This window comes from Lysinibacillus sp. RS11 (assembly GCF_042019215.1).
Taxonomy (GTDB): domain Bacteria; phylum Bacillota; class Bacilli; order Bacillales_A; family Planococcaceae; genus Lysinibacillus; species Lysinibacillus xylanilyticus_A.
On record NZ_CP168124.1, the window covers coordinates 2,216,175 to 2,241,884 of the forward strand.

Consider the following 25,710-nt stretch of genomic DNA (forward strand, 5'->3'; position numbering starts at 1 on the left):
GATCATCCGAAAAACCAGCTGCTTCAATCAGCTTTATGTAATCACATTTATAGGCTTCAGCGATTGGGAGGAGTTTTAACTTAGGGTGTGCTTTTCTTAATTGGCACATAGTCTACGTTCCATTTATGCAAGGTAGGTAAACATTACAATAGATATAAATCTTCTATGAAAAGTAAAAATAGGATTATTAAGAATCGAATGTAAGTAAAATGGAGAGAATAAAAGAAAGAAAAAGTGCTAGAAGCATCCGGACTTTAAAAAAAACATATACAAATCATATTTTCTTTAATAAAATTATATCATTGATTTATTTAAAGAAAAATACGGGGGTGTATGTTAGTTGGAAAATTACAAGTTAGAAGATGAATTAAATCAAAAAATAGTTGATGGGTTAATGGAAGGGTACCGTGAGTATCTTGAAGTTAGGAGAGAAAAATCTCGATCAATGAAAGTAAGTAGTGCCTATGCTTGGGTAAAGGGGAACCATATCGATGATCAAGTTGCTAAGTCCTGTGAATCTTATGGTGTGAAAAGTAAATTAGCTAAAGCAGGATTAACTTGGCAATATTTACAATTCAATCAAGATGAAGAGAAGATAATGTTCATAATGAAAAATGCGAAATATTTCAATGAAGAGCAGGTTGATCAAGGAAAAGATGCTAAGGGTGTGACGCGTAGTACAAAAATGTCTTATATGACTAAATTAATGGAAATTAATTTAGATGTTGATTTTGGAAACATTGAAACAGAAAATGCTAGTGATTCCGTCCAATTAGAATTAATTGAAGAGCATTTTTGGGGTAAACTAGATACTACTGAAATTGAGAAAACAAATTCAAAATACGATCGTTTTTATATCATCACTTATGAAATTGATGAAAATCAATTGATCTCAAAAATTTCTCTTCTGATGCCTAATCCTGTTAATAATAAAGCATATCTAATTGATGATTTAATTAAATATGTTACTCCTTCGAATAATGTTGTTATTGATGATGAATTAAAAGATGCATTATCTACTAATATGGATGAGAGTTATGATGCCTTCAAATTCGATATTGCATTAAAAGATGATGCAGAGGAATTCGATATTGAATTAAAAGATGATGAGAAAGATAAGGAAGACCAAGGTTGATGATATAAAACCAGGGAGGTATATTCTGTGTTCGTAGGGAAAAGTTTGACCAATATACGGATACTAAATGACTTGAGCAGAAATCAACTAGCAGAAAAAATTGGTGTAACTGAACAGGCTATTTGGCAGTATGAGAATGGGTATGTGTCTCCAAAACTGGAGGTAGTAAATAAATTAAAGACAACTTTTAAAGTCAAATCTTCATATTTTTACAATGATGATTTGCTTAAAAAAACGGATATGAATAATATTCAAGTAGAGCATATTGCATATCGTTCTGAAACTATTAATTCACTAAATAAATCCCAAAGTGAATCGATGCATGTGAGATTTATTGATTCATTTCTAAGAAAAATTGAAACTAAAATCAATTATCCAAAGAATTTACTGTTGGAATTGCGAAATGAAACAATTTCATTTTTGCGAAATAATTCGAATATGGAAAGAGATACCCAGATAAATCATGTTGCTGCATTAGCACGTGAAAAGCTTGGAATGGATATTAATTCTAATAAAAATTTACTGTTTTTGTTAGAAAAATCCGGGGTTTTTATATTTGAAAAAGAAATTGGGGAAACTATCGATGCCTATAGTTTGTGGAGCGAAGAAAATAGACCTTATATTTTTCTAGGCACAATCAAGAAGTCAGCTGTAAGAAGGAACTTTGATTTAGCACATGAGTTAGGTCATTTATTGTTACATTATAAAGTCGAATTTACTATGCAAGATAAAAAAGCATACAAACTTCTTGAGGATGAAGCGAATGATTTTGCGTCTGCATTTTTATTGCCTGAAGAGCAATTTAGAAAAGATTGTAGTACCATAGTCAAAAGATCTAATCCAGATGCTTACATTGATATAAAGCAAAAGTGGTTGGTATCTTTGCAAGCAATTGCTTCAAGAGCTTTTAAATTAAACATTATTGATTATCAAAAATATCGTTATTTCTATATGTCCATTAATAAAAATGGTTATAAAGTTATTGAGCCTTTAGATAGAGAAATTCCGATAAACCGTCCTACAAAAATAAAGAGTATTTTACAATTACTTTTTGATAATGGATTATACACAGTATCTGAGATTATGGACGAACTAAAAGTGGATCAAATCTTCTTAACTTTACTTACGGGGATTGAAAATGAATTCTTTGAGAAGCATCGAGAAAATGAAAACAGAACATTTTCTGTGAAAGAATTAGGCTTTAAAACAAATTAATACAAGTTCTACTGGCTCACTGGAGGACAACAATTGATAGTAGCACACGCTATTGCCATTTGTTGTCCTCCTTTTTTATTTCATTTGAGATGGGTGAGTCATTTGAGAACATTGCAGACGAGATTTGATGAGAAAAAAGGATAACGTCAAAAAGGCGTAAGCAAATATCTGACAAAAGTAATATATTGGGGTTGATGGAAAGTTCTATCTTGGTATAATGGAACTACCTGGACTTGAGTAATAGTTTTTTCAAAGGTGTGGCCAAGTTAGCCGAGCTACCGGCCTACGCCGAAACAAAGACAATCACATCATGGGCAGGTGAAACGAGTTAAAAGGGATGAAGGTGAGGAGTTTTGATAGAGGTTTTAAAAGATCCTAGTTTTTTAGGGGCACTCATTGGAGCAATTATTACAGGAGGTATTGCAATTATTGTATTTATGGTCGGGAATAAGGATACTGATAATAAAAGTGAATTATTAATTAAAAACTATGTATACATTATTAAAGAAGTTCATGAGAAATCAAAAATGGATCTTGATATGTTTTTAAAAGCTGGAAAGGCAGAAGGGGAATTAGCTGACAATTATAATGAGTTAATAGTTAAGTTAATTACAAGAGGGAAAATGCTAGATCTAATTGATATTAATCGAATGATTAAAGAAACAGAAAAAGCATTCTCCTTAATTGAATATATTATTTTATATAAGGAAGCAGTTGAATTAATTGGTAACTCTCACGGAGTTTATGGGAACTTGTTTTTTAAGCATCAAAAACAGGAAAACAATAAATCTAGCGTAGAATGGTTGGAGTATTATATTAATAATATGGAAAACATTTTATCTAGTATAAAATAAAAAAGCTAACAGTCATATGTTGAAATAATTAGCAATGATTATGGAGGATAGGTACTTTGAACAGTAAAGAAGAGTTGTATAAAAAAATAGATGTTTTTAATAGTAACTTAATAAATTATATTACAGCGAGTTTGAGCACTAGGAAAGCCTTTAATCCAACCGTTTATAATCTTTGGAAGAATGTTTTTGATCAAATTTTTCCGAGCAACAATGGTAAAAATATAAATTTCGAAAGTATTGATAATTTCGCCTATAATACTAATTCTAAATTAGCTGGTGTTTATTATTTCTTTTTAATTACAGATAATATTCAAGAATTTAAAGAAGATTGGGGAGCCTTTAAAAAAAGCAATGATAAAGTACCTGCTTTAAATGAAGAAATAACACCAATTTCAAATAATATGTATCTTTTATATATAGGGAAATCAGAATATTCACTAAATAAGAGACTGGACAATCATATTAATTCAGGATCTTCAAGTACTTATTGTTTAAGACTTAAAGAATTTAATAATAAATACTATGAAAAGTATAGTTTTAAATATGGATATTTAAGCGCAAAAGATAAAAATAAAGAACATATATGTAAAATTTTGTATATAGTAGAAAGTTTTTTGAGAGAGGAATTTCCTCCGATATTGGGGAGGAAGTGAAAACTTAAATAGTTCTACTAGTCATGTATTGTGATCCTTTATATTGATATAATGGATTTACCTGAGAGTTGCATAATGGTTCTTTTGAAAGGTGTGGCAAAGGTAGCAGAGCTTTCAGAAAACGCCGAAACAAAGATCATTACACACCAAGGGCAGGTGAAACTAATTAAATAGAACGAGGGTGAAGAGCTTTGAGCAAGGTGGCGGCTGAAGCAGTATTACAAAGTGGTGAAGAACTATTAGATAAATTATTAAAAAGATTTAACGGAGAGAAGTATTTAGATTTTGAAGATGAAGTAATTATTGGTTTATTTTCTAGCATTGTAAAAAAATCAAAAAGTTTAATAGTTTTAGCAAATGAAGGTTCATTGATAGGAACTGAGGCAGTTATGAGAAGTATATTCGAAGCTAGGATATATTTAATATTTATTTTGCAAAAGCATACTAGAGAAAGAACAAAAGCATATTCTCTCTCAGCTAAAATACAAATTTATAAACAAACAGAGTTAATGCAAAAAAAATTAACAGCTGAAGCAATGAAACAATTAGGAGTAACAATTGAAGAATTAGAAAGAGCTAAACCTACAGACTATGATAAAATAAGGAATGAATATTTAGAATTAACAAAACGTTTCGAAAAGGTTAGAGAAAATAAAAGTAAACCCGGCACATTTCACGAAAAAACTGGAGATAAAACTGGTGAAAAATGGTATAAAGCGGGCGGGGATTTCAATAATTTCCAAGACCTGTGTTTTGAATTGGGATACATTGCAGAATATGTTATTGTATTTAAAACTTGGTCAACTGAAGTTCACAGTAGAGATGCGAAAAGAGTATTTAACTTTGCCAGTCAAAGTGATCTAGATTTTAGTACAGAAGGTATATATAGTTGGATCATCAGTTTTGTAGGAGAAGCTTCCTTGATGATTGCTAAAAAATATAATGTACCCTATACCAAAATTATTAGTAAACCGAATTTTATTGCCTCACAAATTCAAAGGTAAATTAAAGTTCTACCAGCTCACTGAAGGACAACATTTGATAGCAGCAAACGCTGTTGTCATTTGTTGTCCTCTTTTTTATTTCCTTAAAAGTGGATTTTTAAGAACGTAAAGAAGGAGGATCAATATATGAATTTTGTACAACCAATACGCGATCCAGAATACATTCGTGTAATCAAAAAGTATTTGTTTGAGTGGAACTATCGCAATTACATGTTGTTTGTGGTTGGGATTAACAGTGGCCTTCGTATTTCTAACATCTTACAGCTAAAAGTTTCAGATACACAGAAGCCATATTTTAATGTGGTGGAGAAAAAAACTAAAAAGGCCAGACGTATCGAAATGACACCACAATTAAAACGAGAGTTGAAACAATATGTTGAGGGCAAGGATGAGCATGAATATTTATTTAAGAGTCGTGAAGGTGTTAATAAGCCTATTAGTCGTAGTACAGCATACAAGATATTAAACAAAGCAGCATCAGCTGTTGGACTTGAAGAAAATATAGGGACTCATACCTTAAGGAAAAAATTTGGCTATCATTTTTACAAACAGACAAAAGACGTAGCGTTATTACAGGAGATACTTAATCATTCATCTCCTAAAATTACGCTGCGTTATATCGGCATCAACCAAGATCAAATGGACAAAGCAATGAAGGATTTTAGGACTTAACTTTTCTATTTAGTTCCCTTTAAAAAGATAGTGAGGAACTGAATTTTATGAAATTGCTCAAAGGATTGTGATAACTGGCATTAAAGCTATGTGATGAGTTCAACACAATATACATTGAAGTGAACTGAAAGGGGCCAGACGGTGATGGAGATAATGAAGAATTATGTGGATTTATTACGCATTAATGATATAGTAAAAGCTGAGATTGAATTGTTGGAGATAGACAAGGAGTATTGGATAAGTAAGGATGAGCAGTTACCGTTCTTTTCAACTGGTGATTAGCAACTGCTAAATTCTTAGTACGGATTAAAACCCATTTTTTAGGTGTGTAACGAGCATTAACCAAACCACCCTTCGTTACACAAAAAAGTCACCATAATCACGAAAAAGTCACATTTCCCCCGAAAACGCATGAAATCGGGCAAAAGGCAAGTCTTTGTACATTCGTGAGAAACCTTGCTATAATAAGCTTTGCGAATACATATGAAAGAGGGTAAAAGCATGAACGCTTACGATGAATATATGAAACAGGTAGTGAAGCCGATGCGAGAGGAGTTAGTGGAGGCTGGCTTTACGGAGCTGACTACTGCTGATGCGGTGAATGAATTTATGGCGGAGGCGAAGGGGACTTCGTTGGTTGTGATTAACTCGGTTTGTGGTTGTGCGGCTGGTTTGGCGCGTCCAGCAGCTCGTGAGGCTGTGGCGGCGGTGAAGCCGGATCATCTTGTGACGGTTTTTGCGGGTCAGGATCCTGAGGCGACTGTTGCGATGCGTGGCTTTTTTGAGGATGTACCACCAAGCTCACCGTCGATGGCGATTTTAAAGGATGGGGAATTGGCTTACTTCATTCCGCGCGAGCAAATTGAAGGATTCCCTGTAGAGCAGATTGTTACACATTTAACAGGTGTTTTAGAGCAAACATGCGAGAAGTAAAAACCATTGTTACGACAGCGGGCAGACCAGACGATTTATCGTTGGCGCTCGCTGCTTTTGCATGTGAACAATTAGATGCTTCGTTTGAACCAAGGAAAAAGCGTTCTGTTCGGAAGATTTCTCAGGAATTGCATGCGCATGTGATCGTTGCAGGGAAAAATCGTTTTGAATATTATGCTTTTGGCGCGAATGAGCCGTTTTTCTTTCATCCGAATTCTGCAGCTTTTCGCTTAAAACGTGTAGCTCGTGGAGAAGCGGAGCCGTTTTTAGAAGCGGCACAGCTTGAAATAGGGGATTCGGTGCTTGATTGTACGCTGGGACTTGCTGCGGATGCTATGTTGGCGGCCTATACAGTTGGCGAAGCGGGCAGAGTTGTTGGGTTGGAAGCGAATCCTAATGTGGCATTTATTGTTGAGCAGGGGATGCAATCCTATGATACGACTGAGTTACCGTTAACTGCATGTATGCGCCAAATTGAAGTGGTGCATGCTGAAGCAATTAGCTATTTGAAGACTTTACCAGATAATGCTTTTGATATCGTTTATATGGATCCCATGTTTGAAGAGATTATTGAAGAAGCAAATAATTTTGAGGCATTACGCTTAGCTGGGGAACATGTGACATTAACGGATGATTGGGTAAGTGAGGCGAAGCGAGTAGCGAGAAAACGGGTTGTGTTAAAGGCTCATTTTCGCTCAGAGTGGTTTGCCAAATATCGTTTTCAACAATTTGAAAGAACAACTGCGAAATTTCATTATGGTGTTCTAAATGTGTAGAAATATTTTCAAGAGGCTTGTTCACTTTGGACTTGCCTCTATTTTTTATCTAAAAATTACTTACATCATGTTGTTGCCGCTGACGCTACGTTGGCACTGCGCTTTCGCACAAAAAACATCTGCCGCTGCCGCTTCGCTTTCGCGCAGATAAAACCATGTTGCTGACGCTACGTTGGCACTGCGCTTTCGCACAAAAAACATCTGCCGCTGCCGCTTCGCTTTCACGCAGATAAAACCCTTTTGTTGTCGCTACGGTTTTGCACAAGAAACATCTGTTGGCCTAAAACCTCCGGCCGATTCTTGACGCAATTATGCAGAGGTATATTTGATAATATGGTAATATGAAACAGTAATGGGTTGTTATTTATTTGGAATGTTTCTCCCCCCTTATAAAGAGGTAGTTTTACATTAAATACCTTCATGTTGGGCAATAGGAGATTATTATACATATGTAGGTAGGGAGTGATGCATTGATTTACTACGAAGAAAACAGCGGATATGTATCGATTTGGGTTGGCCGTTTTAAAAATGATGAACAGCTTAATCACTATCTTGCCACGGTGTACCAGCGTGAGGACGAGACAGATGAAGAGTTCTCCCAAAAGCTAGAGCAGCTTTTCTTACCGCAAAATCAACACCGCGCTTGTGAAGATGAATTTAAAGAGCTTTATGATGAATTTTACAATCAATTTGAATATGATTTTGGATTAACCTTTGATGAAGATTTTTGTGAAGCCGTTTGTTATGAGTCCTCTTCTATTAATCTTCATCAATTAATCAATGATGATTTCTCTTATTCCGAGCATTTTAAAGAAAGATTTATTTCAATGGTAGGTAATGAATTATCGACACCATACAATACGATTATTTTATTGTACGGTGTTGATTATGATGGGCAGATTTCAACTGTCAATCATGATACATGCCTGATTGACTTTATTGGTAAGATTGATTTCGATGATGAAAGGGGATAGCCATGAGAATTCTTTTTTGTAGTGATCCTTTAAACAACCGATCTGTTGATGTTGATTATGAATTAGAAATGAATACAGCGAAATCGCTTGGGTTTAAGGTTGATTTATTTCTTCTCGAAGACGTATTAGATCATAAAGTGCAGCAAGCATTACGTCTTATTGAGCCTTCACATACACTGGAAACGGTCATTTATCGTGGCTGGATGTTGAGTCCTGAACATTATGAAAAGTTATATCAAGGGTTGCTAAAGAAAAACTTGGAGCTTATTAATGACCCCACGCAATATGTAGCTTGTCATTACTTTCCAAACGCCTATCCAATTATTAAAGATTACACGCCTAAAAGTAGATGGCTTGAGATAGCTGCTGTTCATCAAGATTACAATAGTATCTATGAGAGTGTTGCTGAATTCCATCAACAACCGATTCTCATTAAGGACTATGTGAAATCAAGAAAGCATGAGTGGGAAGACGCTTGTTTTATTCCTGATGCGTCTGATAAAAAACAGCTTGATTTTGTAGTCCAAAATTTTATTGAGAGACAAGGTCAGGATCTCAATGGTGGGATTGTCTTTCGTGAATTTATTTCATTAGAGAAGGTAGCTGAACACCCTAAGAGTGGTATGCCGCTGTCGAGAGAATATAGATTGATGTTTTTTAAGCGTCAGCTTTTACAAGTGCTAGATTATTGGGAAGAGATTACTTATGATTATGGGCAACCTAATTTGGACATTTTTATTCAGTTAGCTAGTCAGTTTAACAGTAACTTTTTCTCCATCGATATAGGAAAAACGGTTGATGGTCGATGGCTTATTATTGAGGTTGGAGATGGGCAAGTATCAGGATTACCTGGAAATGCTGTTGATGTGGAAAAATTTTATAAGTCTTTGAAGGAGGATATGTATGAGCCAAGTATATGAAGAAATCGAGCTATTTTTGAAAAATCCATCTGCGGAAGAAGAAAGGTTTTGGGGTAGTGAAGTATTGGTGTGGGTGGATTGGAAAGATTTTGACGATTCTATTATTGAATATTTTAACGGTTTCTTACCTGAAGAAGATCAACTGAAATTTGAACTTATTGAAAATGATATGCCTAGGGGCGTTGATATTTTCTTGATGAAAGATGGGGTGAAGAAAGCAATCCCGTATGATGAAGAAAGAACTGATAGAGACACAACCTTGAAAGCTATTCAGGACTTTATGGCTCCAAACTATCAAATCCGTTGGTACATGGATTCACTCGGCGGTGATACTTTAGCTTTTTGTCTGCTACCAACGGAAGAGTGGTTGCAGTTAGAGAAAGAATATGGGGCAGAAAAAGTTACCTATTATTTTGCGCCTATTTCACAAGACTCAGTGATGTTTGAAATGGATATGGACGAAGTTTTTAATTTGATGGAAAAAAGAAAACAGTAGAGGATGTAGCAAAATAAATTGGGGATAAAGAGTTACATCAGTAATCGATTGTGAGAACTTTATCGTCTGTGCAACATGGGTAAGATATGAAATGAAAGCTTTACTTTTTAAATTCACTATAGTATAATATATAACGTGCTATTTTAGGTGGCATGTTTCTGTAATCTGGCATTCTACTTTTTGTTTTTGAGGATACTTATTCACACTGGCGCATGCTTTGGGGCTGCAAGGACGCAAAAGAAGGTTGGGTTTGCGTTGCTTAAGTTAGAAGGCACACAGTGGAATTTTACCGCGGCGAGTGAAACATATACGTTTCAAGATAACATTCCCCAGATGATTGGGTTGAGACTTTACAATTTACAAAAATGTTACCTATCAAATACTAAAGGGGTGGCTTCGCAAAGGCGAGGCTGCCCCTTGTCTAATTTTTCAGGCAATGTTGGCTGAAATGATGGATAGAATTAGCGAAGCAGGGAAAGTAAGGCTGAAAACGACGAATATAATCATCGAACAGATATAGATAAGATCTTTCAGTCAGTAGACAGACTTTGTCTACTTTTTTTGTGTACATTGTCGAAATCGAACTAGTTCTTTATATCTATTTTGACGGATGGATGTTTCAATATATTAGAACATGTGTGACAATAATTACTATACATTGAAACTTACCATTCATTTTTAAGTGAAAAATAGCAAGAAGCACGTTAAGTTCATGGGCAAAATTTTTAAAAGGTGGAGATAATAGTTCACAGTAATGGAGGAATTTAACGTGAAGTAACATGTATTGAAGTGATGGAAGTTCCTATGATGGAAAAGTGAAGGAGGATTGAAGCGCCTTTACAATGCATTGAGATATAAACATATATCGAAAAGACTGAAAATTCGAACGGAATAAAAAGGTGCCAAATATTGCTGTTATGATAGTTAAGCCAATTACAGGGGAAACGATTGTGGAGGTGTAAATATGGCATTAAAACAGACATTAACAATTTTAGATGGATTAGTTCATCTAAAAGTGAATGGTGAAAAAGTGGTACAACTATTTGATGAATATGGAGAGGTAGAAGCCTCCTTTCAAACGGTACAAGGTGAGCGAAGGGCAACGGACTCTGTGAAAATTGTTACAGTTGAAGTAGCGAAGGAATTCGTGGGTGGTACAGCTAAGTTTTATGATGAAAATGAATGTAAGCATTTGCGGAAATTATATGGTTCAATGACACATCGTCAAACTTTAGGAGTGGCTGCGAATGAATAAAGTCGGGATACTAACAATCGGACAATCGCCTCGTTCAGACATTACCCCTACTTTTAAAGAATTTTTTCATGACAATATTGAAATTGTGGAAAGAGGAGCATTAGATTCCTTAAAAGAAGCGGAATTACTCAAAGTGATTGCGAAAAAAGAGAAGAATATCACTGTTTCGCGATTGCGTGATGGCAGATCGATAATCATTAGTAAAAGAGAATTACTGCCTTTATTACAGCATGAATTATCAAAGTTAGAACAAGAGGTTGATATGGTCATTGTACTATGCACAGATGATTTTCCGACGTTAACATGTGAAAAGCCCATTTTTTACCCTGGTCGAATCGTTACACAAGTTATTGCTGCAATGGCCGATCAGCCGAACATCGGTTTAATTGTTCCGCTAGAAGAACAGAGGAGAATCATTTTAAATAAGTGGAAAGGTGTTACGAATAATATTACTGTTGCTGTAGCCTCGCCTTATGATTATGCCAACTTTAAAGCTGCTGCTCAATACCTTAAAGATTACCAGGTCGATCTAATTATTTTAGATAGTATGGGCTACAATGAAGAACATAAGCAGCTAGTTAGAAAAGAAAGTGGTATTATCACAATTTTGCCACGTACTTTAATTGCGAGAATTGTGCTTGAATATTTATGAAATACTTCCTTATTAAAGGGGAACGTTTCAGACTGTAGGAATGCAACTTTACCTGCAGTCTTTTTTTATTGACACTAAACAAGTGGAATAAATTGGATGGTTTTTATTACCGTTTACTCCAATTCTAAAATACGCCATAATAAAGAGGGAATTTTAATAAAATTTTGACAAAGGCGAGGCTGACAATGGGAAATAAAAGCTCTATATCAATGAATGTTTTTGATCAAATCATGAATGTAGCTCAAGAAAACGATGCACACGTAGATGAACTGGTCTCACGATATATACAAGAGAGATTCATCTATCGATTATCCGTGTCTTCGTATCAGGATCAATTTTGGGTGAGAGGAGACTCATTACTAGTTGCTTTGACAAATGATTTCATAAAGCAGCCACAAGAAATATCTTTAACAGCAAAACCTATCGCACAAAAAATCAGCATGATGAAGCATGCATTTCAGGAGATTTGTGGAATTGAACTACTGGAGGATGGCGTTGTATTTTTAGGAAGTGAAATAGAAATATCTTTAAAAAAAGATATGATTCATTTGAAGATACCTGCTACTTTGTCACACATCTCTACATACATAATAGTAACGATTCGTTTTACAGAAATTATTCCGTTGGCACCGAAAACAATTGTTTTTCAATCATTACTCGAAACGACTTCACCAGTGCTTGTAACAGCGTCAGCTGAGTTTGCCTTGGCAGAGCAGTTTGTGGAAATGTATCAATATCCAACACTAGAAACGACGATAAAAGCATTTTATGATGTTTTTGCGGTGTTAAAAACGCAGAAAATAGAAGGGCGTGTATTGCAACAATGCATTATAGAAATGTTTGATTGCCAGCGACTAATTTTGGAAAGAAATCATCCGCTTTTCATGAAGCAATTGGCAGATCAGACAGTAGCATTTGTGGATAGCATAAAGCAGGTGCAACGATTCTTTAGACCGGTCTATGAAGTATTGTTGAATGAAGATGAATTTTTCAAACGATGGGATTGTGAATATCAGATATGGCAATAAAGAAGAAAAGCACCGAGCTCTGTGATCTACTTTTATAGATTGAATTTCTCGAACTATCATATCAACTACCTTATTGGAGCGTTCTAAATCATTAAATACAAAAGAAAGAGTTAAGATGTCCTGAAGCAAATATAAAGGCTCCATCTTAACTCCGCCTTGACATTGCCAAATCCGCTTGTCCAACCTGCGAATTATTTATTGAAACGCACAAGTCGCTCTATCGGAAGACGAGAAGAGCCATAAGCTGGTTCAGCTGCCTCGCCAATCGCTAGTAATAAAACAGGCACTTCGTTCGGTGGTAACTCCATACATTCAGCAAATTTTGATTTGTCGAAGCCACCCATTGCGACTGTATCATAGCCCATTTCCTTCGCTAATAGCATAATTTGCATTGAAATTAAACCTGTGTCAAAGTGAACGATATTTAGTAGTGCCTCTTTTGGAACCGCACCATACATTGCTAAAGAGTCTTGTGCAAGCTTATTTGCAATTTCTTCAGGCATATAGCCCAGCTCAACATTTTTTGCATAAATTTCCTCTGCATTTAGATACATTTCTGCATCTCCAATGACAGCGATAATGGCAGATGCTGTTTCGATTTGCTCTTGATTAAATGAAAAAATGTTAATGTTCTTTTGAATTTCTTTATCATCGATGACGATAAAGCGCCATGGCTGCAGATTACTTGAAGATGGTGCTGAAGTTGCATCTTGTAACAGTTGCATAATCGTTTCACGAGAAATTGTTGTGTTAGCATTGTATTTACGAACCGATTTACGCTCGAGCATAACTTGTTTTACTGGTGTAGTTGTTGTCATTTTATTTCCCTCTTTTACTAAATATAAATTAAACCGCTTTAATTGTTACGTTGATATTGCCCATTGTCGCTTTTGAATATGGACAAACGGTATGTGTAATCTCTAATAATTGCTGTGCTTCTTCAATCGATAAGCCTTCAATATGTCCTTCAATTTCAACAGCAAGAACATAGTCAAATGCAGCTTGTTCCATTAGTTTAACCGTTGCTTTAATTGTTGATGCCCCTTGAATTTTCTTTTGACGTTTTATTAAATCTAACGCGCTATTAAAGCAAGCGCTGTAACCTGCTGCAAATAGTTGTTCTGGGTTTGTTACATCCGCTAATTTTGAGCCAGGTGGTGCAATATTTAATGATAACGATTGATCCTCTGCATACGATTTACCATTACGGCCACCGTCATTAATCATTGTTGTTGTATACAATTCTTTCATAAGATAAAACTCCTTTTCTTAGGCACTACCAATTAGATTGTGTGCAATTTAATTTTGCAAAATTGATTGTACACAATTTAATTGTGTTTGACAAGTAGAAACTTTATTTTTAATATTAATAATATCAAAAGTACTTAAAGAGGGGATTCCTATGCCGAATCATTTAGATAATCAACTATGCTTTCTTTTGTATGCGACTTCAAAGGAAATCATTCGACGATATACGATGTTATTAAAGCCATACGATTTAACTTATACAGGTTATATCGCCATACTAGCTCTAGAGGACGATGAGCAAATTACGGTGAAGGAATTGGGGCAACGTTTATTTTTAGACTCTGGTACATTAACACCAGTATTAAAGAAGTTAGAGGTAAAAGGCTACGTCCGTCGTGAGCGTTCCAAAGAAGACGAGCGACAAATGCAAATCTATTTAACAAAATCAGGTATTGAAGTACGCCAAAAGTTACCTGAAGTGTCACGTCAAGTAATAAAGCAATCGAATATTACAGAGCAGCAGTATATGCAGTTGAGAAATGTCCTTCAAGATATCTTACAAAGCGATTGTCCAATTAAGGATTAACAGCGGGGAAATAAGCTAAACATTTATGCACATGAATCTATTTCGATTTACAAAAAGGAGGCTGGGACATAAATACATATTAAAAGCAAAATTCAAAAAAATCACATCAGAAAAGCGCGAGAAATCAACGTTTCTACCATTGATTTCTCGCGCCTTTTTAGATTTTGTCCAGTTTTGTCTCAACCTCATATTAGGATATGCCCTAGTGAGATAAATGTGCTTTATTGGAGGTTAATTAACGAAAAGCACACCACGTTTTTTTTCTGCAGTTAGTCAGCTTTTAAATGAAAAAAGACCATCAAATTGACGATCTTCGTTATTAAATAAATCAACCCAATTGCATTATATTGTAATTTTGTCACGGTACAAAACAAATGAAACTACATTTAATAATATAGTAACGCTGACAAGTATTGCTGAAACAAAAGCCATAGTACCCATTGTATCCATCAGAGAAGGGAAATCTTCATTTTTCACCAATATATAGCTATAAAAAATTTGTAAACAAATTGCGATTGCGCACGCGCTAAAACTAATAATAGAAAATGCGACCCATTTCTTGCTCTTTTGTTTTTTATATCCTAAAAGATTAACAAATGAGGCAATCAAAGCTATTAATCCAAGTACTATGCTAAATAAATTAATCATAAAAATACTCCCTCCTCATATCTTCAAACGAAAAATAGTTAAATAAGTTACCTACTAATTACTTAACATTTGTTCATAATTATTGTAAATAGACTTGTGAGGGATAGTTTAAGGAGTTGACAATTTTGCTACACTCAAACCCTCTTGGCATTGTCGTGGTTAAAAAAGGATCCCCATCGTATGCGAATGGGGACTCTTTATTGTTGTTTAATTACATGTTATAACACTAGTTGCTTTTTTGCTAGGTTCTATATTCCAAGGGATTTTACCTGTATATGGCGGAATAGGTCTAGCGTGACAATTAAATTGCTTTTCTAGGGATGTTTCATTTTTCCAGTCGTAATAGTGAGAAAAGTTATTCTTTAATTCTGCGAATGCTTTTTCTTTTGTCCAACCTTTGGCAGATTTATTTGGATATATAGAGATTGATTTTACGCCACTTCTATCTATCCAATATGCTTTAGTAATATATGTAGCCCCACCTGGGTCAATTCTGAAAGGTGTCACTGCAGGTAGTGAGTCTAATATTATATTTTCTTTTATTTGTAGTTCGGAATCAATTGTGACCCATTCAAAAGTATCGTCCTCACTAAATTCATTAGTATATAGAGGGACCCCAAAAGTAAACTCAATTCCAGAAGGCAGTGTTGCTTGTCCCGAGTTAAATTGAGTACTTTGTAATATTTCATCTTTTTCTTCATCAGTCATAGATTCATATAACTTTTCATCTTCTAACGTCAATACTTACATTTTCTTATTCAATTTTAAATACCTCCTTTTTTACTTTTTCCTGGATATATTTATAACTTATCATTAGACATAATAATTTCAAAATCAATTTTTGTTAATAATTGAACAAAAATTGATAATAGTCAGAAAAATATCTAAAATTCAAAGATATTATAAATATCTTCAAACCATACTCAAAAATTTGCCCTCTAAGTAATGTAAATGACGCTGAAATAGCTGTAATAGTCCCTTCACGTGGAACTGTGAAGGCTGGATAAAGAATCTCGCTAAGTTTTTTGTATTGTCTATAATAACTCCATCATTTATAGCGGTACTAAATCCTATAAGACTAGCTGTTTTAACATCGATTATTTCATTAATTATGGATTGTGTATTGCCAGAGGAGAATGGAATAATCGAGCCATCGGCAGGGGTAGAAGTGTTTATACTGTTGGCATCAGCAGCCGAAAATGTCCCGAATTTATCGCATTTTTTAGATGTTGACGAGTCATTATTACATTCAAAATTATTCATAGACTTTTTCCCCTTTTAGTATTTATCCTATGTGGTTAAGAGTAGGGGATAAATGTAAAAACCTCATTTATTGGTAATTATCAAACAACGTGGTGGTCGTACACAAATAAATAGCAGGCCAAATATAGAGAATGCTGGAAGGGTAGATAGGGGAGTAGTAGATGTGGAAGAACAAAACAAATAACAATGTGTGACATTTTAGCTTTCAGAATGTCTAAATTTCTTGAAGCCAATTTACAAGAAAAAAATAAAAAAGATTGAAGTAAATTAGCCTCAACCTTTCTTACACACGCATGCATGTACATACGCTTTGCCGTATTTTATTAGCCCCATTTAGACCGAAGTTACCCTTAACAGAGCCCCAACAAGCCTTAATTTGAAGCATTATTTTACATCATATAAAATTCAGAAATAATAGCAAAACCTTGATAACACGGCATTATTCAAACGAATTGATTTCACTTTGCATGTTGACTAAATTAGTCCGTGAAGCATAAAGATGATAAATAACCTAACATTAATAAAAGACCAATACCCATTGCGATTTCCATGCTTGTACCTCCTTTTAAAAAACGACACATTTTTCCCACAAATAAATGGAAGTAAATGCTGAGTGAGTTTTCACTTTATACATAAATATTGTACAATGAAATATGGAAATATGAAACCTTTTATTGACTTGTGCGTATATATTAGTAGTAGAGTTACCAATTTGTACATAAAGAGAAGGTGTTAATTAATGAAAAAGTGGGTTAAAAAGAGTATCGTCATCATGGTTGCGTTTTTAACATTAGGATTAATTACGCCAACACATGAAATATGGGAAGCATTCGATCAAAATGCTTCAAATCGTTCTTCAATTGATTCATCACCAGGGACAAGCACTGCCGTTGCAGCTGAACCAAATGCAGCAATAGAAGAAAAGACCGAGATACATCATGAACCGGTTGACTACGGATCATTGCTTGTTGATGCCGCTAAAGAGCAATCCTACATAAAGTTCGGCACAAAAATTGGCCCAAAAATTAGCAATGAATTTGACGCCATTATCTTCCCTAAAATGGAAGAAGCAATTGCCATGACAGTAGCGGGCTTAGACGATGCATCATTAGCATCCTTATCAATTTCAGAAAAGCCAAGTGGGAATTATGGCGAAAAAATTTTTAATATTACTAGCAATGAAACAGGCAAGGATTTAATTCGCTTCCATGTCCGTACAGAAAAAAGACCGCAGGAAGGCTATTATTACAACTTCCACTACCACAGTGCAGAGGACAGTTTTATGGCACACAACAATTTAGGGGATATTTATTGGGAGAAAAATACACCTCCGAAGTGGTTATCCTAAAAGTTACGAAACACTCGTTTAAAATACGAGTGTTTTTTTGTTTGAAAACATTGATATATCAACGTTTGTATTAGAATGCTAAGTTGTTATATTTGTATGCCGTTTTAAAGGAGAAGGGGAGAGAAAAGCATGTGCCCCAAAATGTGCCCCAAATTCATCATTTTTTGATTTCCTCAGATTCTTCAAATGAACTTAAATTGATAATTTCATCCATAAGATTAGAGGCGTGCGCATGGAAATGGACTATTAAAGAAGGTATCATTAAAGGTGATGGAAAAAATACAAATCCTGCAGTAGCTCTAACGTGTCAACAAACGGCAACGAGGCTTAAACGCGATCATGATAAATATATTAAGTACTCATCAAAACCAGCAAAGCTAAAAAAAATTAGCCAAGCTGGTCTTTTTTATTGCACAACGCCAAACAAAATACCTTGTAAGTTAAATTGTATTCAAAACACCCTTTACTAATTTTATATTGAATTTCGATAAGCCTTTAATGTTGAATTGTACTTAGAGTTTGATAAAAATTTTTGGAGGTTGTGCTTCCCCCATGGTCCTAATTTAGTAGTACTAGAGCCTAATAAACCATCCTTAGCAGCACTTTTAAGTGTTTCAATCTGTTTACTAGAGAGTTTAGATGTTTTACTTTCTTCGATAATTTTATTAACATTGTTTAATCTTTCTTCACACTTAGAAGTACGGTTAATTTCGTTACTGTTTTGTTGAGTGAGCCCATATTGTTTAGAGGATCTACGTGCCATTAAATATTGCATAGTTGTTGAATTTCTTGAAGTAATCATAAAAGTTTTCCACCTTTTTAGTTAATTGAATTTTTAGTATTTACCATACTTGTTATAATATAGACCAGTATTTTAAATAAATTAGCCTTTGTGAATATTTTACTATTAAATATAATTATAGATATTACTATTGTGAAGCGGGGGACCTATTTTAAGTTTCTACTCATCAACATCGAATTTGATGTTGTTTTTAATTTTTACAGAGCAACTAGCACGGGGAGATGACAAAACAAACAAATGTTTGGTGTGATGTTTAGGAGATTTGGCTAATTGGGATAAAATAATTGCCAGCTGCGTCTTTTCTAATTTCAATCTACTCGAATCTTCAGCTGCAGCCATCTCCTCAAACTGACGATTAGAAGTACGCAACTCTCTGATTGCTCTCGATCGAGCAGTTGCGCCTGTCTTTCCCATGCGAATTGGAATGTCTTCTACTTCATTCAATGTATGCTCATATTTCATTTCAGTTTTACCATCGTCCTATGTGCTCTCATTTTCTGAAATCCATACTAAAAACGAAAGTGGAAATAAATAATAAAAAATATATTTTTATGAAACTATTTTTAAACTCAAAACGTTATAAACAACTGGGTATATAAACCATTTATACTTATAGTTGGGGCTTCGCTGAAAGTTGTGGATGACATTTGTTAAATCAACCAAACGGATGATGAGGAACCTTATAGTTACTACATTTTTTAAATGATGGAGGAGAAAGAAATATGACAGTTAGTTATTGGAAAGGACCAAATCTTACACTACGAGCGATACAACCGGAAGATATCGTTGTATTTGAATTATTAGATGATGAAATTCTTCGCAATATGGATTCCATACATTTTCCTCGCTCTGCGGATCAAATGAGTGAGTGGGTGGAGGAACAATTATCTGAAGAAGATGATGAATTCCGCTTTATTGCAGTAGATCAAGACAATAATATTGTTGGTATGATTGAAACCTTTGATTGTGATTTGAAGAATGGTATTTTTGATTATTATTTAGCTGTATTTGAGCCATACAGAGGTAAAGGGTATGCAAAAGAAATGATTCTTATGGTTCTTCGCTTTTTCTTCTCAGAGCGTGCATATCAAAAAGTCAATACAACCGTTTACTCTTTCAATGAGCCATCCATGCGCTTGCATGAGAAATTAGGTTTCGTGAAAGAGGGGCAACTAAGAAATATCCTTTTCACAAAAGGAACTTATCATGATGGTATTTGCTATGGAATGCTAAAACAAGAGTTTGAACAGGATCATGGAATTCTGTAAAAAGGAATAATCAACAAATTAACAGGACCAATGGAATTGTTTTTGTTGATATTCCCTTCCTTTGAGGAGATTGACTTAGGAATGTGAAAACGAAATGTCCTGGATCATGTGCTAAAGGATCATCCTATGATAAGCGTGGCTTAAACATCTAGGCGTTTCCTCGTTTGTTTTGACGGTTACGTAAGTAGATAAATGTGAATGGTCTAGTTGTCGATGAAAGAAGATCCTCGATTGTTCCATTTATTGACGGTAAAACAGCATTGGTTCGCGGATATTATTGGCTGTTTCATCACTAGCCATCCGACGCTCCTGGGAAAGCGCTCAGTCGGAACGGAAATCAACCACACATCATGAGCCGAATTTCTAACAATACTAACAAAAATAGTAAATAACTATATTAACCAAACGATCATTATGATATACTATTTTTGTTTTACATATTTGGGAATAATTTAAAGTTTAGGGAGGGAACATCTTAGGGTGTGGAAGGCATGAAAAAGTTATTTGGAAAATTAAATAAAATCGATACATTTTCACCGTATTTCTTTTTACCGTTTATATTAATACTCTATTTCTTTACGAGTATGTTTGATTGGCATAAGTTTGAGCAGTTCAATATACATGTATCTATTTGGCCAGCTGTTATTTTAGCGGTTATTTGCTATTACATAGGTGTGTATGTTATAGATAAGCTGAATTGGACGATCCCTTCATTTGGTCTATCGTTTTTAAGCAAATATGTAATTCATTTTATTGTGTTTCTGACGTTACTTGGTTTAGGTGCCTTCATACTGATGACTTTTGAAGGCGGCTTTGGAATTTCGGATGAGTCAAATCGACGAAATCTTGATCCAAAGCTAAACTTCTTTAGTCAATTACTATGGTTTGGCGTTTTATTGCTACTATCGTATAAAATGATTTTGGAAAAGAATATGACATGGAAAAAAGCGTTCGTCTATGGTTCTATCTTTGCAGGCGTCATCTTTTTATTCTTGTTAATGGCCTATAGAACGCCATTAATTATTATGCTATTTACAGGAATCATCATTTTCCACTATGTAGTGAAACGAGTCAAATTAACGTGGTTTTTAACAACGCTGTTAGTTATTGGTGTAGCTTTCTCTATGTTTAGTTTTATTCGTGTGTTAACGGAAGATAGGTCATTAGAATTCAATGACCGGAAACAACCTGATGTAGAACTGACGGAAGACGAGAGAGAGAACCTGTTAACGGCTGAACAAAAGGTTAACCAAACGCCGTTATGGATACGTGCACTAAATGAGGAGAGTGTAACAGGTCATATCGTGTTAAGTACAATTATTGAGTATACTCAGGAAAACGGGTATTTAAATGGAGAAATCCATAAAGGTATCTTTAGTACGTTATTACCTGGTGAGCAAACTTCACCCCGTATGGAGGTAACGGAGGTTGTCAATTCCGTAAGTGTGGAGAAGGGTAAGAATATTACACGTGAAAACCGAACAACGACACCAACCTTTATCGGTCAATTGTTTTTAGATGGCGGCTATTTATTAGTGGCAATTGGTTTCTTTTTATACGGAGCTTTAATTTCACTTATTTACAATAAAGTGAAACAGGAAGGTATTCGTAGTTTCCATACTGTCGCATATGCATTTACTATTACGGTATTTACGGTGTCTATGCATACCGGTCTACTCGATTTAATCATTATACTAATGCTTGGCTTCGTCATTATTGCATCGTCTATTATTAATATGGAAAATAAAACAGCTTCGGTCATCTTGAAAAAGACGGCTTTGGCTAACCATATGAATTCTTAAGTCATTGTAAGTAAATTTGAAAATTGGATATCAAAAAGCCTTCTCCGTCATTGGAGAAGGCTTAATTTTATTGAGTAATGCGCTCGAAAAACGCTTTTGTTTTTTCAATATCCGTAACATGCTGATTGCACTGTTGGCTATCTGCGCAAATGTAATTACTATAATTCGTGAACGTTCCAACGACTTGCCCTTTTACGGAAGTAGTAAATAGACCTACTACGGAATGGTGATTGCAAATTGCGCATATTCCTTTAATTGTATCGTTAGAGAAAATGCCCTTAATCGCTTTTAGCTGTTCATCTTGTTCAATTACAACATATTTTCGATGTGTTCCAGGATCATCCCAAGCTAAATAACATGTCTGTTGAAAATCCATGTCCTCAAGCTTCGGTAGCTTCAGCTTTTTTTCCTTTTTAAATAGGCTTTTCAGTGTGCTGGCAGTCAGTGCTTTGAACGGGATGACATATGGTTTTAATTGCTCTAAATATGCTTCACCTTGTGCACGATCTTTAACATCAAAAAGCTGTTCGATTAGCTGAGCATCTGCAGCGGACAACGCTACTTTTGCAGTAATTTCGCTTTCAACAATACCATGTACGGCAAGGATGACGTCTTTATCTTTTGTCGTTGCAAGTGTTTGGATGATTTTGTTCATTTGCTGTTCAAGTAAATTATAGTTTGCGACCGTTAGAAACGGCTGAATTGTTTGGTTTTCCATTTGAAATCACTCCTGTATATTAGGCTTTTAATAAAGGTTTTTGGCCTAAAGAGATCCTTCAATTGATGTTATTTGTGTTAACTTTTCTAGACCTCTTTGACCTGGGAAGTGTTTGGTCTAGAGCAAGCATTACAAAAGAATGCGTCCATTTCGATTCCTCCTTGAAAAGAAAACTACTATTATAATAGCATCTTTTGGGAACTTGATAAATGAAAAAGGTGTAGTAATTCACATTTTTTTGTAAAATCAGATATGAAATAAATTGGTAAATTTGGTACAATTGTAATATTGGTTTGAAAGGGGGAATTTTTATGAGACAGGTTATGTATGATAAAAGTTTGGTTATTTGGAGCGGGATGAAAATTTAAGGGAACAACAGGAGGAACAACTATATGCTAAATCAACAAGGATTTAATTTATGGGCTGACGGTTATGATAAAACGGTTCAGCTTAGTGAGGAAAGTAATCAATACCCATTTGCAGGTTACAAGGCCGTATTAAATACGATTTTTAACGAGGTCATGTACAGTCCAAAATCAACTGTACTGGACATTGGCTTTGGGACAGGGGTATTAACAGCGAAGCTTTATGATAATGGCCATATGATTAATGGGTTCGATTTCTCCTCGAAAATGATCGACATTGCGAAGGAAAAAATGCCGGATGCTAACTTAATGGAATGGGATTTATCAAAAGGCTTGCCACCAGCGCTACTGGATCAAACATATGATGCCATTATTAGTACCTATGCGCTGCATCATTTTACAGATGACATGAAAGTACAATACATCACAGCATTATTGCAGCAATTAACACCCACAGGAAAAATTTTCATTGGTGATATCGCTTTTGAAACAAAAGAGCAGTTGGAAAAATGTCGTCAAGACAGTAGTAGCTATTGGGATGATGATGAGTTTTACTTTATCTATGAGGAAATTGGCCCCTTATTAAAAGGACTATGCCAACTAGAGTTTCACCCAATTTCGCATTGTGGTGGGGTTTTTGTTATTTCGAATTTTGCTCAGGAAGATATTTAAGTGTTTATTTCGGATTATATATACGGGCAATTCGAGATTGAGGATGTGTTAGAAGAACTTATTTCGAGTAAACCGATGCAAAGGTTAAAAGGTATTCATCAAGGTGGGGCAAGTTATCTTGTGAATAGTCAATGGAATGTAACGCGTTATGAGCATTCGGTTGGTGTTATGCTGCTAATTAAACAGCTTGGCGGTTCTTTAGAGGAGCAAATAGCGGGATTATTGCACGATGTTTCACATACTGCCTTTTCGCATGTCATTGATTTCGTCCTTGATCATGATGCTGAAGACTATCATGAAGAAATATTTATGGATGTGCTGAGGAATTCGGAAATCCCAATGATACTTAAAAAGTATAACTATAATTACGAACATATCTTGTTGAATAGCTCGAAATGGACTTTACTTGAACAGCCAGCTCCGGATTTATGTGCAGATCGCGTCGATTATACTTTACGAGATATGTATAAATATGGACAAGTTTCATTAGAGGATATACAAAAGTTTTTAAATGATATTATTATTTTTCAAGGGAAGATGTGCCTTCAAAGCATCGAACGTGCAGAATGGTTTGTGAAAACATATTATCAAGAAGTGCTTGATTTCTTCATGGATCCGTTAAATATATATGCCTATCATAAATTGGCGCAAACGTTAAAGTTATCATTAGAAAAAAAGGTCCTGACGCTCACCGATTTTCTTAAGGAAGATAATGAACTAATTGAACAGATGAGATCTTCAAATGATATTCAAGTGCAGAGTCTATTAAAGCAACTTCATCCATGTGTAAAAGTGAGGGTGGATCATACAGAATTTGATATTCATCAAAAAAATAAAGTGCGACTGATTGATCCTTTACTATATATGGGAAATAAATTACTAAAGGCAAGTGATTTATCAGAAGAAGTTAAAAAAATGAATGCAGATGCTAAAGAAAAATTCAAACAGGGTATGTTTGTGAAAATACTTTAATTTTCTCGATAAATCACAAAAAAGTTTCGATAAATTAACAATATTAGTCGATAAATTCACGAGTTTTCTCGATAAACGAAAGAGAAGGGGCTGTCTACTGGCAGCACCTTTTTTTATGCAAACATCGACATAATATACTTACCTGATAACATAAAAACGGCATAAACTGCGAGTGCGCTAATTACGGAAATACTTGGTTTAAACCAGTATGTTAATAAAAATGCAAGAACCGTGAAAAGTAACATGCCTACAGCACCAAACACAGTATTTTGTAAAACGCTATGGAAAGTATCTTCTTTCATATTTTTCATCTGCATGCCCATATTGATAAGTGTTAGGATAGGCAATGCCGTAATGATGCCTGATAAAAACAAATATTTTGATTGGCTTAACAGTAATGCTAATACCATGATAGAGCCGCCCACTATAAAATATAGAATATATAACATATGAAACCCTCGATCTTGTGTTCAGAATAGTGTAATAATACTTTACGAAATAACTATTTACAAGCCCTTGTTTTGAGTATTTAGCAAGAAACTAAGAAAGATAGATTTTTATCAAAAATAACGAGAATATTTCGATAAATAGGACATGCTTTTAAAAAAATATCTGAAAATATAAACTTTATCAAATCTCTTTTTATATATCGTGTTATACGATATAATCGAATCGAACGATATATTGAAGGAGTAAATTTGATGATTACAGACATAAATAATTATTTTACATCAATTTTTTATCATCTACATACCGCACATGAAGATGTGATTTCGCATCAAAGCGTACGTATTTTACAGATGATTCAGAAGGAAGAGGAAGTAACAGTTCGCGATATCGCAGGGTTACTGAATATTTCTCAAAATACTGCCTCTGAGCACGTAAAAAAGCTGGAGCGTAACGGCTGGGTGAAAAAAGAGCGAGACATCGATGATCAACGCAAAGTAAATCTGCATTTAACAGCGGAAGGGCTTCAGATCGTCAAGAAAAACACAGAATTAGATGATGACAAACTGCAATATGCATTAAATCAATTATCAGAACAACAACAACAAACGATTTTACAGGCATTTCGTCTATTAAGCGAGGTGTCTAAATAATGTATACACTTGTGAAAATTCTCTGCTCAGCAGCTATAATCGGTATTGTAACAGAAGTTGCGAGAAGATTTCCTTCCTATGGTGGCATGATTGCAGCACTACCTCTTGTTAGTATTTTAAGTATCATTTGGCTAACTGTGCAAAGTGAGTCGAGTGAGCATATTCAGCGATTTACTTATGGTGTAATCGTTGGACTACCAGCAACTATGTTCATGCTATTTGTAATATATATGGCGATGAAATCATCGATCCATATTGTTTTTGCCATTGGACTAGGAATCGTTTCGTGGGCGGTATTTCTTGGGGTTCAAAAAGCCATTGCTGGTATTTTTAATATTTCTATTTAGTTAG

Annotated in this window: 34 protein-coding genes; 24 read left to right on the forward strand and 10 right to left on the reverse strand. The window is 34.8% G+C overall.

Annotated features, from left to right (window positions below; all coding sequences use genetic code 11):
• The first annotated feature begins 340 nt into the window (after positions 1-340).
• The 10 genes from AB9L17_RS11255 to AB9L17_RS11300 all read left to right on the forward strand — a co-directional run bounded on the left by AB9L17_RS11255 (position 341) and on the right by AB9L17_RS11300 (position 7,242).
• Positions 341-1,135 carry a hypothetical protein gene (locus tag AB9L17_RS11255; protein WP_375200628.1) on the forward strand — a complete coding sequence of 265 codons (795 nt, stop codon included), beginning with the start codon at positions 341-343 and terminating at the stop codon, positions 1,133-1,135.
• A 27-nt stretch (positions 1,136-1,162) separates the two neighbouring features.
• On the forward strand, positions 1,163-2,350 hold the full coding sequence (locus AB9L17_RS11260) for a helix-turn-helix domain-containing protein (protein WP_375200629.1): 1,188 nt from the start codon (positions 1,163-1,165) through the stop codon (positions 2,348-2,350).
• Positions 2,351-2,703: 353 nt separating this feature from the next.
• Entirely contained in the window at positions 2,704-3,204 is a 501-nt protein-coding gene (locus tag AB9L17_RS11265) for a hypothetical protein (protein ID WP_375200630.1), read from the forward strand.
• 56 nt (positions 3,205-3,260) lie between these two features.
• Positions 3,261-3,857, forward strand: coding sequence for a hypothetical protein (locus AB9L17_RS11270; RefSeq protein WP_375200631.1), 597 nt, complete (start codon positions 3,261-3,263; stop codon positions 3,855-3,857).
• Between the two features lie 51 nt (positions 3,858-3,908).
• Entirely contained in the window at positions 3,909-4,031 is a 123-nt protein-coding gene (locus tag AB9L17_RS11275; protein WP_375200786.1) for an XtrA/YqaO family protein, read from the forward strand.
• Positions 4,032-4,057: 26 nt separating this feature from the next.
• Positions 4,058-4,861: a DUF5677 domain-containing protein gene (locus AB9L17_RS11280; RefSeq protein ID WP_375200787.1), complete on the forward strand. Its 804-nt coding sequence runs from the start codon at positions 4,058-4,060 to the stop codon at positions 4,859-4,861.
• 126 nt (positions 4,862-4,987) lie between these two features.
• A complete protein-coding gene (locus AB9L17_RS11285) occupies positions 4,988-5,533 on the forward strand; it encodes a site-specific integrase (protein ID WP_375200632.1) in 546 nt (181 codons plus the stop codon).
• A 144-nt stretch (positions 5,534-5,677) separates the two neighbouring features.
• Positions 5,678-5,815, forward strand: coding sequence for a hypothetical protein (locus tag AB9L17_RS11290; protein ID WP_375200633.1), 138 nt, complete (start codon positions 5,678-5,680; stop codon positions 5,813-5,815).
• Positions 5,816-6,034: 219 nt separating this feature from the next.
• Entirely contained in the window at positions 6,035-6,466 is a 432-nt protein-coding gene (locus tag AB9L17_RS11295) for a BrxA/BrxB family bacilliredoxin (RefSeq protein ID WP_375200788.1), read from the forward strand.
• Positions 6,454-7,242, forward strand: a complete 789-nt coding sequence (locus AB9L17_RS11300) for a class I SAM-dependent methyltransferase (RefSeq protein WP_375200634.1) — start codon at positions 6,454-6,456, stop codon at positions 7,240-7,242. Before AB9L17_RS11295 ends, AB9L17_RS11300 begins: the two co-directional genes overlap by 13 nt.
• A gap of 60 nt (positions 7,243-7,302) precedes the next feature.
• On the opposite strand, the gene AB9L17_RS11305 is transcribed toward AB9L17_RS11300, so the two are convergent.
• Positions 7,303-7,467 carry a hypothetical protein gene (locus AB9L17_RS11305; RefSeq protein ID WP_375200635.1) on the reverse strand — a complete coding sequence of 55 codons (165 nt, stop codon included), beginning with the start codon at positions 7,465-7,467 and terminating at the stop codon, positions 7,303-7,305.
• Between the two features lie 245 nt (positions 7,468-7,712).
• Here AB9L17_RS11305 and AB9L17_RS11310 point away from each other — a divergent pair, with 245 nt between their 5' ends.
• From AB9L17_RS11310 to AB9L17_RS11335, 6 genes are all read left to right on the forward strand, one after another.
• On the forward strand, positions 7,713-8,216 hold the full coding sequence (locus AB9L17_RS11310) for an immunity 22 family protein (RefSeq protein WP_375200636.1): 504 nt from the start codon (positions 7,713-7,715) through the stop codon (positions 8,214-8,216).
• A 2-nt stretch (positions 8,217-8,218) separates the two neighbouring features.
• A complete protein-coding gene (locus AB9L17_RS11315) occupies positions 8,219-9,136 on the forward strand; it encodes an ATP-grasp domain-containing protein (RefSeq protein ID WP_375200637.1) in 918 nt (305 codons plus the stop codon).
• Complete coding sequence (locus tag AB9L17_RS11320) at positions 9,120-9,632, forward strand: hypothetical protein (RefSeq protein WP_375200638.1); 513 nt, start codon at positions 9,120-9,122, stop codon at positions 9,630-9,632. The genes AB9L17_RS11315 and AB9L17_RS11320 overlap by 17 nt, the downstream gene beginning before the upstream one ends.
• Positions 9,633-10,596: 964 nt before the next feature.
• Positions 10,597-10,887, forward strand: coding sequence for a DUF1177 family protein (locus tag AB9L17_RS11325; protein WP_375200639.1), 291 nt, complete (start codon positions 10,597-10,599; stop codon positions 10,885-10,887).
• Positions 10,880-11,539 (forward strand): AroM family protein, encoded by a 660-nt coding sequence (locus AB9L17_RS11330; RefSeq protein WP_068986730.1) that lies wholly within the window; start codon positions 10,880-10,882, stop codon positions 11,537-11,539. The genes AB9L17_RS11325 and AB9L17_RS11330 overlap by 8 nt, the downstream gene beginning before the upstream one ends.
• 185 nt (positions 11,540-11,724) lie before the next feature.
• Positions 11,725-12,567 carry a nucleotidyl transferase AbiEii/AbiGii toxin family protein gene (locus AB9L17_RS11335; protein ID WP_375200640.1) on the forward strand — a complete coding sequence of 281 codons (843 nt, stop codon included), beginning with the start codon at positions 11,725-11,727 and terminating at the stop codon, positions 12,565-12,567.
• 191 nt (positions 12,568-12,758) lie between these two features.
• Here AB9L17_RS11335 and AB9L17_RS11340 read toward each other — a convergent pair whose 3' ends face one another.
• Both AB9L17_RS11340 and AB9L17_RS11345 read right to left on the reverse strand, forming a co-directional pair.
• A complete protein-coding gene (locus tag AB9L17_RS11340) occupies positions 12,759-13,385 on the reverse strand; it encodes a nitroreductase family protein (protein ID WP_375200641.1) in 627 nt (208 codons plus the stop codon).
• 28 nt (positions 13,386-13,413) lie between these two features.
• Positions 13,414-13,818 carry an Ohr family peroxiredoxin gene (locus tag AB9L17_RS11345; RefSeq protein WP_375200642.1) on the reverse strand — a complete coding sequence of 135 codons (405 nt, stop codon included), beginning with the start codon at positions 13,816-13,818 and terminating at the stop codon, positions 13,414-13,416.
• A gap of 151 nt (positions 13,819-13,969) precedes the next feature.
• Between AB9L17_RS11345 and AB9L17_RS11350 the strand changes: the two genes are divergently transcribed.
• Complete coding sequence (locus AB9L17_RS11350; RefSeq protein WP_375200643.1) at positions 13,970-14,401, forward strand: MarR family winged helix-turn-helix transcriptional regulator; 432 nt, start codon at positions 13,970-13,972, stop codon at positions 14,399-14,401.
• A 342-nt stretch (positions 14,402-14,743) separates the two neighbouring features.
• Here the strand turns inward: AB9L17_RS11350 and AB9L17_RS11355 are convergent, their stop codons facing one another.
• The 3 genes from AB9L17_RS11355 to AB9L17_RS11365 all read right to left on the reverse strand — a co-directional run bounded on the left by AB9L17_RS11355 (position 14,744) and on the right by AB9L17_RS11365 (position 16,312).
• Positions 14,744-15,049 (reverse strand): hypothetical protein, encoded by a 306-nt coding sequence (locus AB9L17_RS11355; RefSeq protein WP_375200644.1) that lies wholly within the window; start codon positions 15,047-15,049, stop codon positions 14,744-14,746.
• A 207-nt stretch (positions 15,050-15,256) separates the two neighbouring features.
• Positions 15,257-15,790, reverse strand: coding sequence for a DUF2599 domain-containing protein (locus tag AB9L17_RS11360; RefSeq protein WP_375200645.1), 534 nt, complete (start codon positions 15,788-15,790; stop codon positions 15,257-15,259).
• Between the two features lie 171 nt (positions 15,791-15,961).
• Positions 15,962-16,312 (reverse strand): hypothetical protein, encoded by a 351-nt coding sequence (locus AB9L17_RS11365; protein WP_375200646.1) that lies wholly within the window; start codon positions 16,310-16,312, stop codon positions 15,962-15,964.
• Between the two features lie 739 nt (positions 16,313-17,051).
• Between AB9L17_RS11365 and AB9L17_RS11370 the strand changes: the two genes are divergently transcribed.
• The gene (locus tag AB9L17_RS11370) at positions 17,052-17,660 is read left to right on the forward strand and encodes a YpjP family protein (protein WP_375200647.1); all 609 of its coding nucleotides are present in this window, start codon (positions 17,052-17,054) and stop codon (positions 17,658-17,660) included.
• 472 nt (positions 17,661-18,132) lie between these two features.
• Here AB9L17_RS11370 and AB9L17_RS11375 read toward each other — a convergent pair whose 3' ends face one another.
• A complete protein-coding gene (locus tag AB9L17_RS11375; protein WP_375200648.1) occupies positions 18,133-18,462 on the reverse strand; it encodes a hypothetical protein in 330 nt (109 codons plus the stop codon).
• 159 nt (positions 18,463-18,621) lie between these two features.
• A complete protein-coding gene (locus tag AB9L17_RS11380; protein WP_375200649.1) occupies positions 18,622-18,906 on the reverse strand; it encodes a hypothetical protein in 285 nt (94 codons plus the stop codon).
• A 278-nt stretch (positions 18,907-19,184) separates the two neighbouring features.
• Between AB9L17_RS11380 and AB9L17_RS11385 the strand changes: the two genes are divergently transcribed.
• Both AB9L17_RS11385 and AB9L17_RS11390 read left to right on the forward strand, forming a co-directional pair.
• Complete coding sequence (locus tag AB9L17_RS11385) at positions 19,185-19,730, forward strand: GNAT family N-acetyltransferase (RefSeq protein WP_223554294.1); 546 nt, start codon at positions 19,185-19,187, stop codon at positions 19,728-19,730.
• A 491-nt stretch (positions 19,731-20,221) separates the two neighbouring features.
• A complete protein-coding gene (locus AB9L17_RS11390; RefSeq protein WP_375200650.1) occupies positions 20,222-21,532 on the forward strand; it encodes an oligosaccharide repeat unit polymerase in 1,311 nt (436 codons plus the stop codon).
• Between the two features lie 67 nt (positions 21,533-21,599).
• On the opposite strand, the gene AB9L17_RS11395 is transcribed toward AB9L17_RS11390, so the two are convergent.
• On the reverse strand, positions 21,600-22,250 hold the full coding sequence (locus AB9L17_RS11395) for a FusB/FusC family EF-G-binding protein (RefSeq protein WP_068984102.1): 651 nt from the start codon (positions 22,248-22,250) through the stop codon (positions 21,600-21,602).
• 392 nt (positions 22,251-22,642) lie between these two features.
• Between AB9L17_RS11395 and AB9L17_RS11400 the strand changes: the two genes are divergently transcribed.
• Together AB9L17_RS11400 and AB9L17_RS11405 are read left to right on the forward strand one after the other, a co-directional pair.
• Positions 22,643-23,287 carry a class I SAM-dependent methyltransferase gene (locus AB9L17_RS11400; protein ID WP_068984103.1) on the forward strand — a complete coding sequence of 215 codons (645 nt, stop codon included), beginning with the start codon at positions 22,643-22,645 and terminating at the stop codon, positions 23,285-23,287.
• A complete protein-coding gene (locus tag AB9L17_RS11405; protein WP_375200651.1) occupies positions 23,288-24,259 on the forward strand; it encodes an HD domain-containing protein in 972 nt (323 codons plus the stop codon). It abuts the gene before it with no gap.
• A gap of 113 nt (positions 24,260-24,372) precedes the next feature.
• Here the strand turns inward: AB9L17_RS11405 and AB9L17_RS11410 are convergent, their stop codons facing one another.
• Positions 24,373-24,708, reverse strand: coding sequence for a DUF3147 family protein (locus AB9L17_RS11410; RefSeq protein ID WP_068984104.1), 336 nt, complete (start codon positions 24,706-24,708; stop codon positions 24,373-24,375).
• A gap of 252 nt (positions 24,709-24,960) precedes the next feature.
• Between AB9L17_RS11410 and AB9L17_RS11415 the strand changes: the two genes are divergently transcribed.
• Together AB9L17_RS11415 and AB9L17_RS11420 are read left to right on the forward strand one after the other, a co-directional pair.
• Complete coding sequence (locus tag AB9L17_RS11415; RefSeq protein WP_068984105.1) at positions 24,961-25,359, forward strand: MarR family winged helix-turn-helix transcriptional regulator; 399 nt, start codon at positions 24,961-24,963, stop codon at positions 25,357-25,359.
• Positions 25,359-25,706: a DUF3147 family protein gene (locus tag AB9L17_RS11420; RefSeq protein ID WP_068984106.1), complete on the forward strand. Its 348-nt coding sequence runs from the start codon at positions 25,359-25,361 to the stop codon at positions 25,704-25,706. Before AB9L17_RS11415 ends, AB9L17_RS11420 begins: the two co-directional genes overlap by 1 nt.
• The last annotated feature ends 4 nt before the right edge of the window (positions 25,707-25,710 follow it).

What these genes read in the sequence shown, in the direction of transcription:
- AB9L17_RS11275 (WP_375200786.1), top strand. Translation starts at nt 3,909, where the DNA reads ATGGATTTACCTGAGAGTTGCATAATGGTTCTTTTGAAAGGTGTGGCA.
- AB9L17_RS11285 (WP_375200632.1), top strand. Translation starts at nt 4,988, where the DNA reads ATGAATTTTGTACAACCAATACGCGATCCAGAATACATTCGTGTAATC.
- AB9L17_RS11290 (WP_375200633.1), top strand. Translation starts at nt 5,678, where the DNA reads ATGGAGATAATGAAGAATTATGTGGATTTATTACGCATTAATGATATA.
- AB9L17_RS11295 (WP_375200788.1), top strand. Translation starts at nt 6,035, where the DNA reads ATGAACGCTTACGATGAATATATGAAACAGGTAGTGAAGCCGATGCGA.
- AB9L17_RS11300 (WP_375200634.1), top strand. Translation starts at nt 6,454, where the DNA reads ATGCGAGAAGTAAAAACCATTGTTACGACAGCGGGCAGACCAGACGAT.
- AB9L17_RS11315 (WP_375200637.1), top strand. Translation starts at nt 8,219, where the DNA reads ATGAGAATTCTTTTTTGTAGTGATCCTTTAAACAACCGATCTGTTGAT.
- AB9L17_RS11320 (WP_375200638.1), top strand. Translation starts at nt 9,120, where the DNA reads ATGAGCCAAGTATATGAAGAAATCGAGCTATTTTTGAAAAATCCATCT.
- AB9L17_RS11325 (WP_375200639.1), top strand. Translation starts at nt 10,597, where the DNA reads ATGGCATTAAAACAGACATTAACAATTTTAGATGGATTAGTTCATCTA.
- AB9L17_RS11330 (WP_068986730.1), top strand. Translation starts at nt 10,880, where the DNA reads ATGAATAAAGTCGGGATACTAACAATCGGACAATCGCCTCGTTCAGAC.
- AB9L17_RS11335 (WP_375200640.1), top strand. Translation starts at nt 11,725, where the DNA reads ATGGGAAATAAAAGCTCTATATCAATGAATGTTTTTGATCAAATCATG.
- AB9L17_RS11340 (WP_375200641.1), bottom strand. Translation starts at nt 13,385, where the DNA reads ATGACAACAACTACACCAGTAAAACAAGTTATGCTCGAGCGTAAATCG.
- AB9L17_RS11345 (WP_375200642.1), bottom strand. Translation starts at nt 13,818, where the DNA reads ATGAAAGAATTGTATACAACAACAATGATTAATGACGGTGGCCGTAAT.
- AB9L17_RS11350 (WP_375200643.1), top strand. Translation starts at nt 13,970, where the DNA reads ATGCCGAATCATTTAGATAATCAACTATGCTTTCTTTTGTATGCGACT.
- AB9L17_RS11355 (WP_375200644.1), bottom strand. Translation starts at nt 15,049, where the DNA reads ATGATTAATTTATTTAGCATAGTACTTGGATTAATAGCTTTGATTGCC.
- AB9L17_RS11365 (WP_375200646.1), bottom strand. Translation starts at nt 16,312, where the DNA reads ATGAATAATTTTGAATGTAATAATGACTCGTCAACATCTAAAAAATGC.
- AB9L17_RS11370 (WP_375200647.1), top strand. Translation starts at nt 17,052, where the DNA reads ATGAAAAAGTGGGTTAAAAAGAGTATCGTCATCATGGTTGCGTTTTTA.
- AB9L17_RS11375 (WP_375200648.1), bottom strand. Translation starts at nt 18,462, where the DNA reads ATGATTACTTCAAGAAATTCAACAACTATGCAATATTTAATGGCACGT.
- AB9L17_RS11385 (WP_223554294.1), top strand. Translation starts at nt 19,185, where the DNA reads ATGACAGTTAGTTATTGGAAAGGACCAAATCTTACACTACGAGCGATA.
- AB9L17_RS11390 (WP_375200650.1), top strand. Translation starts at nt 20,222, where the DNA reads ATGAAAAAGTTATTTGGAAAATTAAATAAAATCGATACATTTTCACCG.
- AB9L17_RS11395 (WP_068984102.1), bottom strand. Translation starts at nt 22,250, where the DNA reads ATGGAAAACCAAACAATTCAGCCGTTTCTAACGGTCGCAAACTATAAT.
- AB9L17_RS11400 (WP_068984103.1), top strand. Translation starts at nt 22,643, where the DNA reads ATGCTAAATCAACAAGGATTTAATTTATGGGCTGACGGTTATGATAAA.
- AB9L17_RS11410 (WP_068984104.1), bottom strand. Translation starts at nt 24,708, where the DNA reads ATGTTATATATTCTATATTTTATAGTGGGCGGCTCTATCATGGTATTA.
- AB9L17_RS11415 (WP_068984105.1), top strand. Translation starts at nt 24,961, where the DNA reads ATGATTACAGACATAAATAATTATTTTACATCAATTTTTTATCATCTA.
- AB9L17_RS11420 (WP_068984106.1), top strand. Translation starts at nt 25,359, where the DNA reads ATGTATACACTTGTGAAAATTCTCTGCTCAGCAGCTATAATCGGTATT.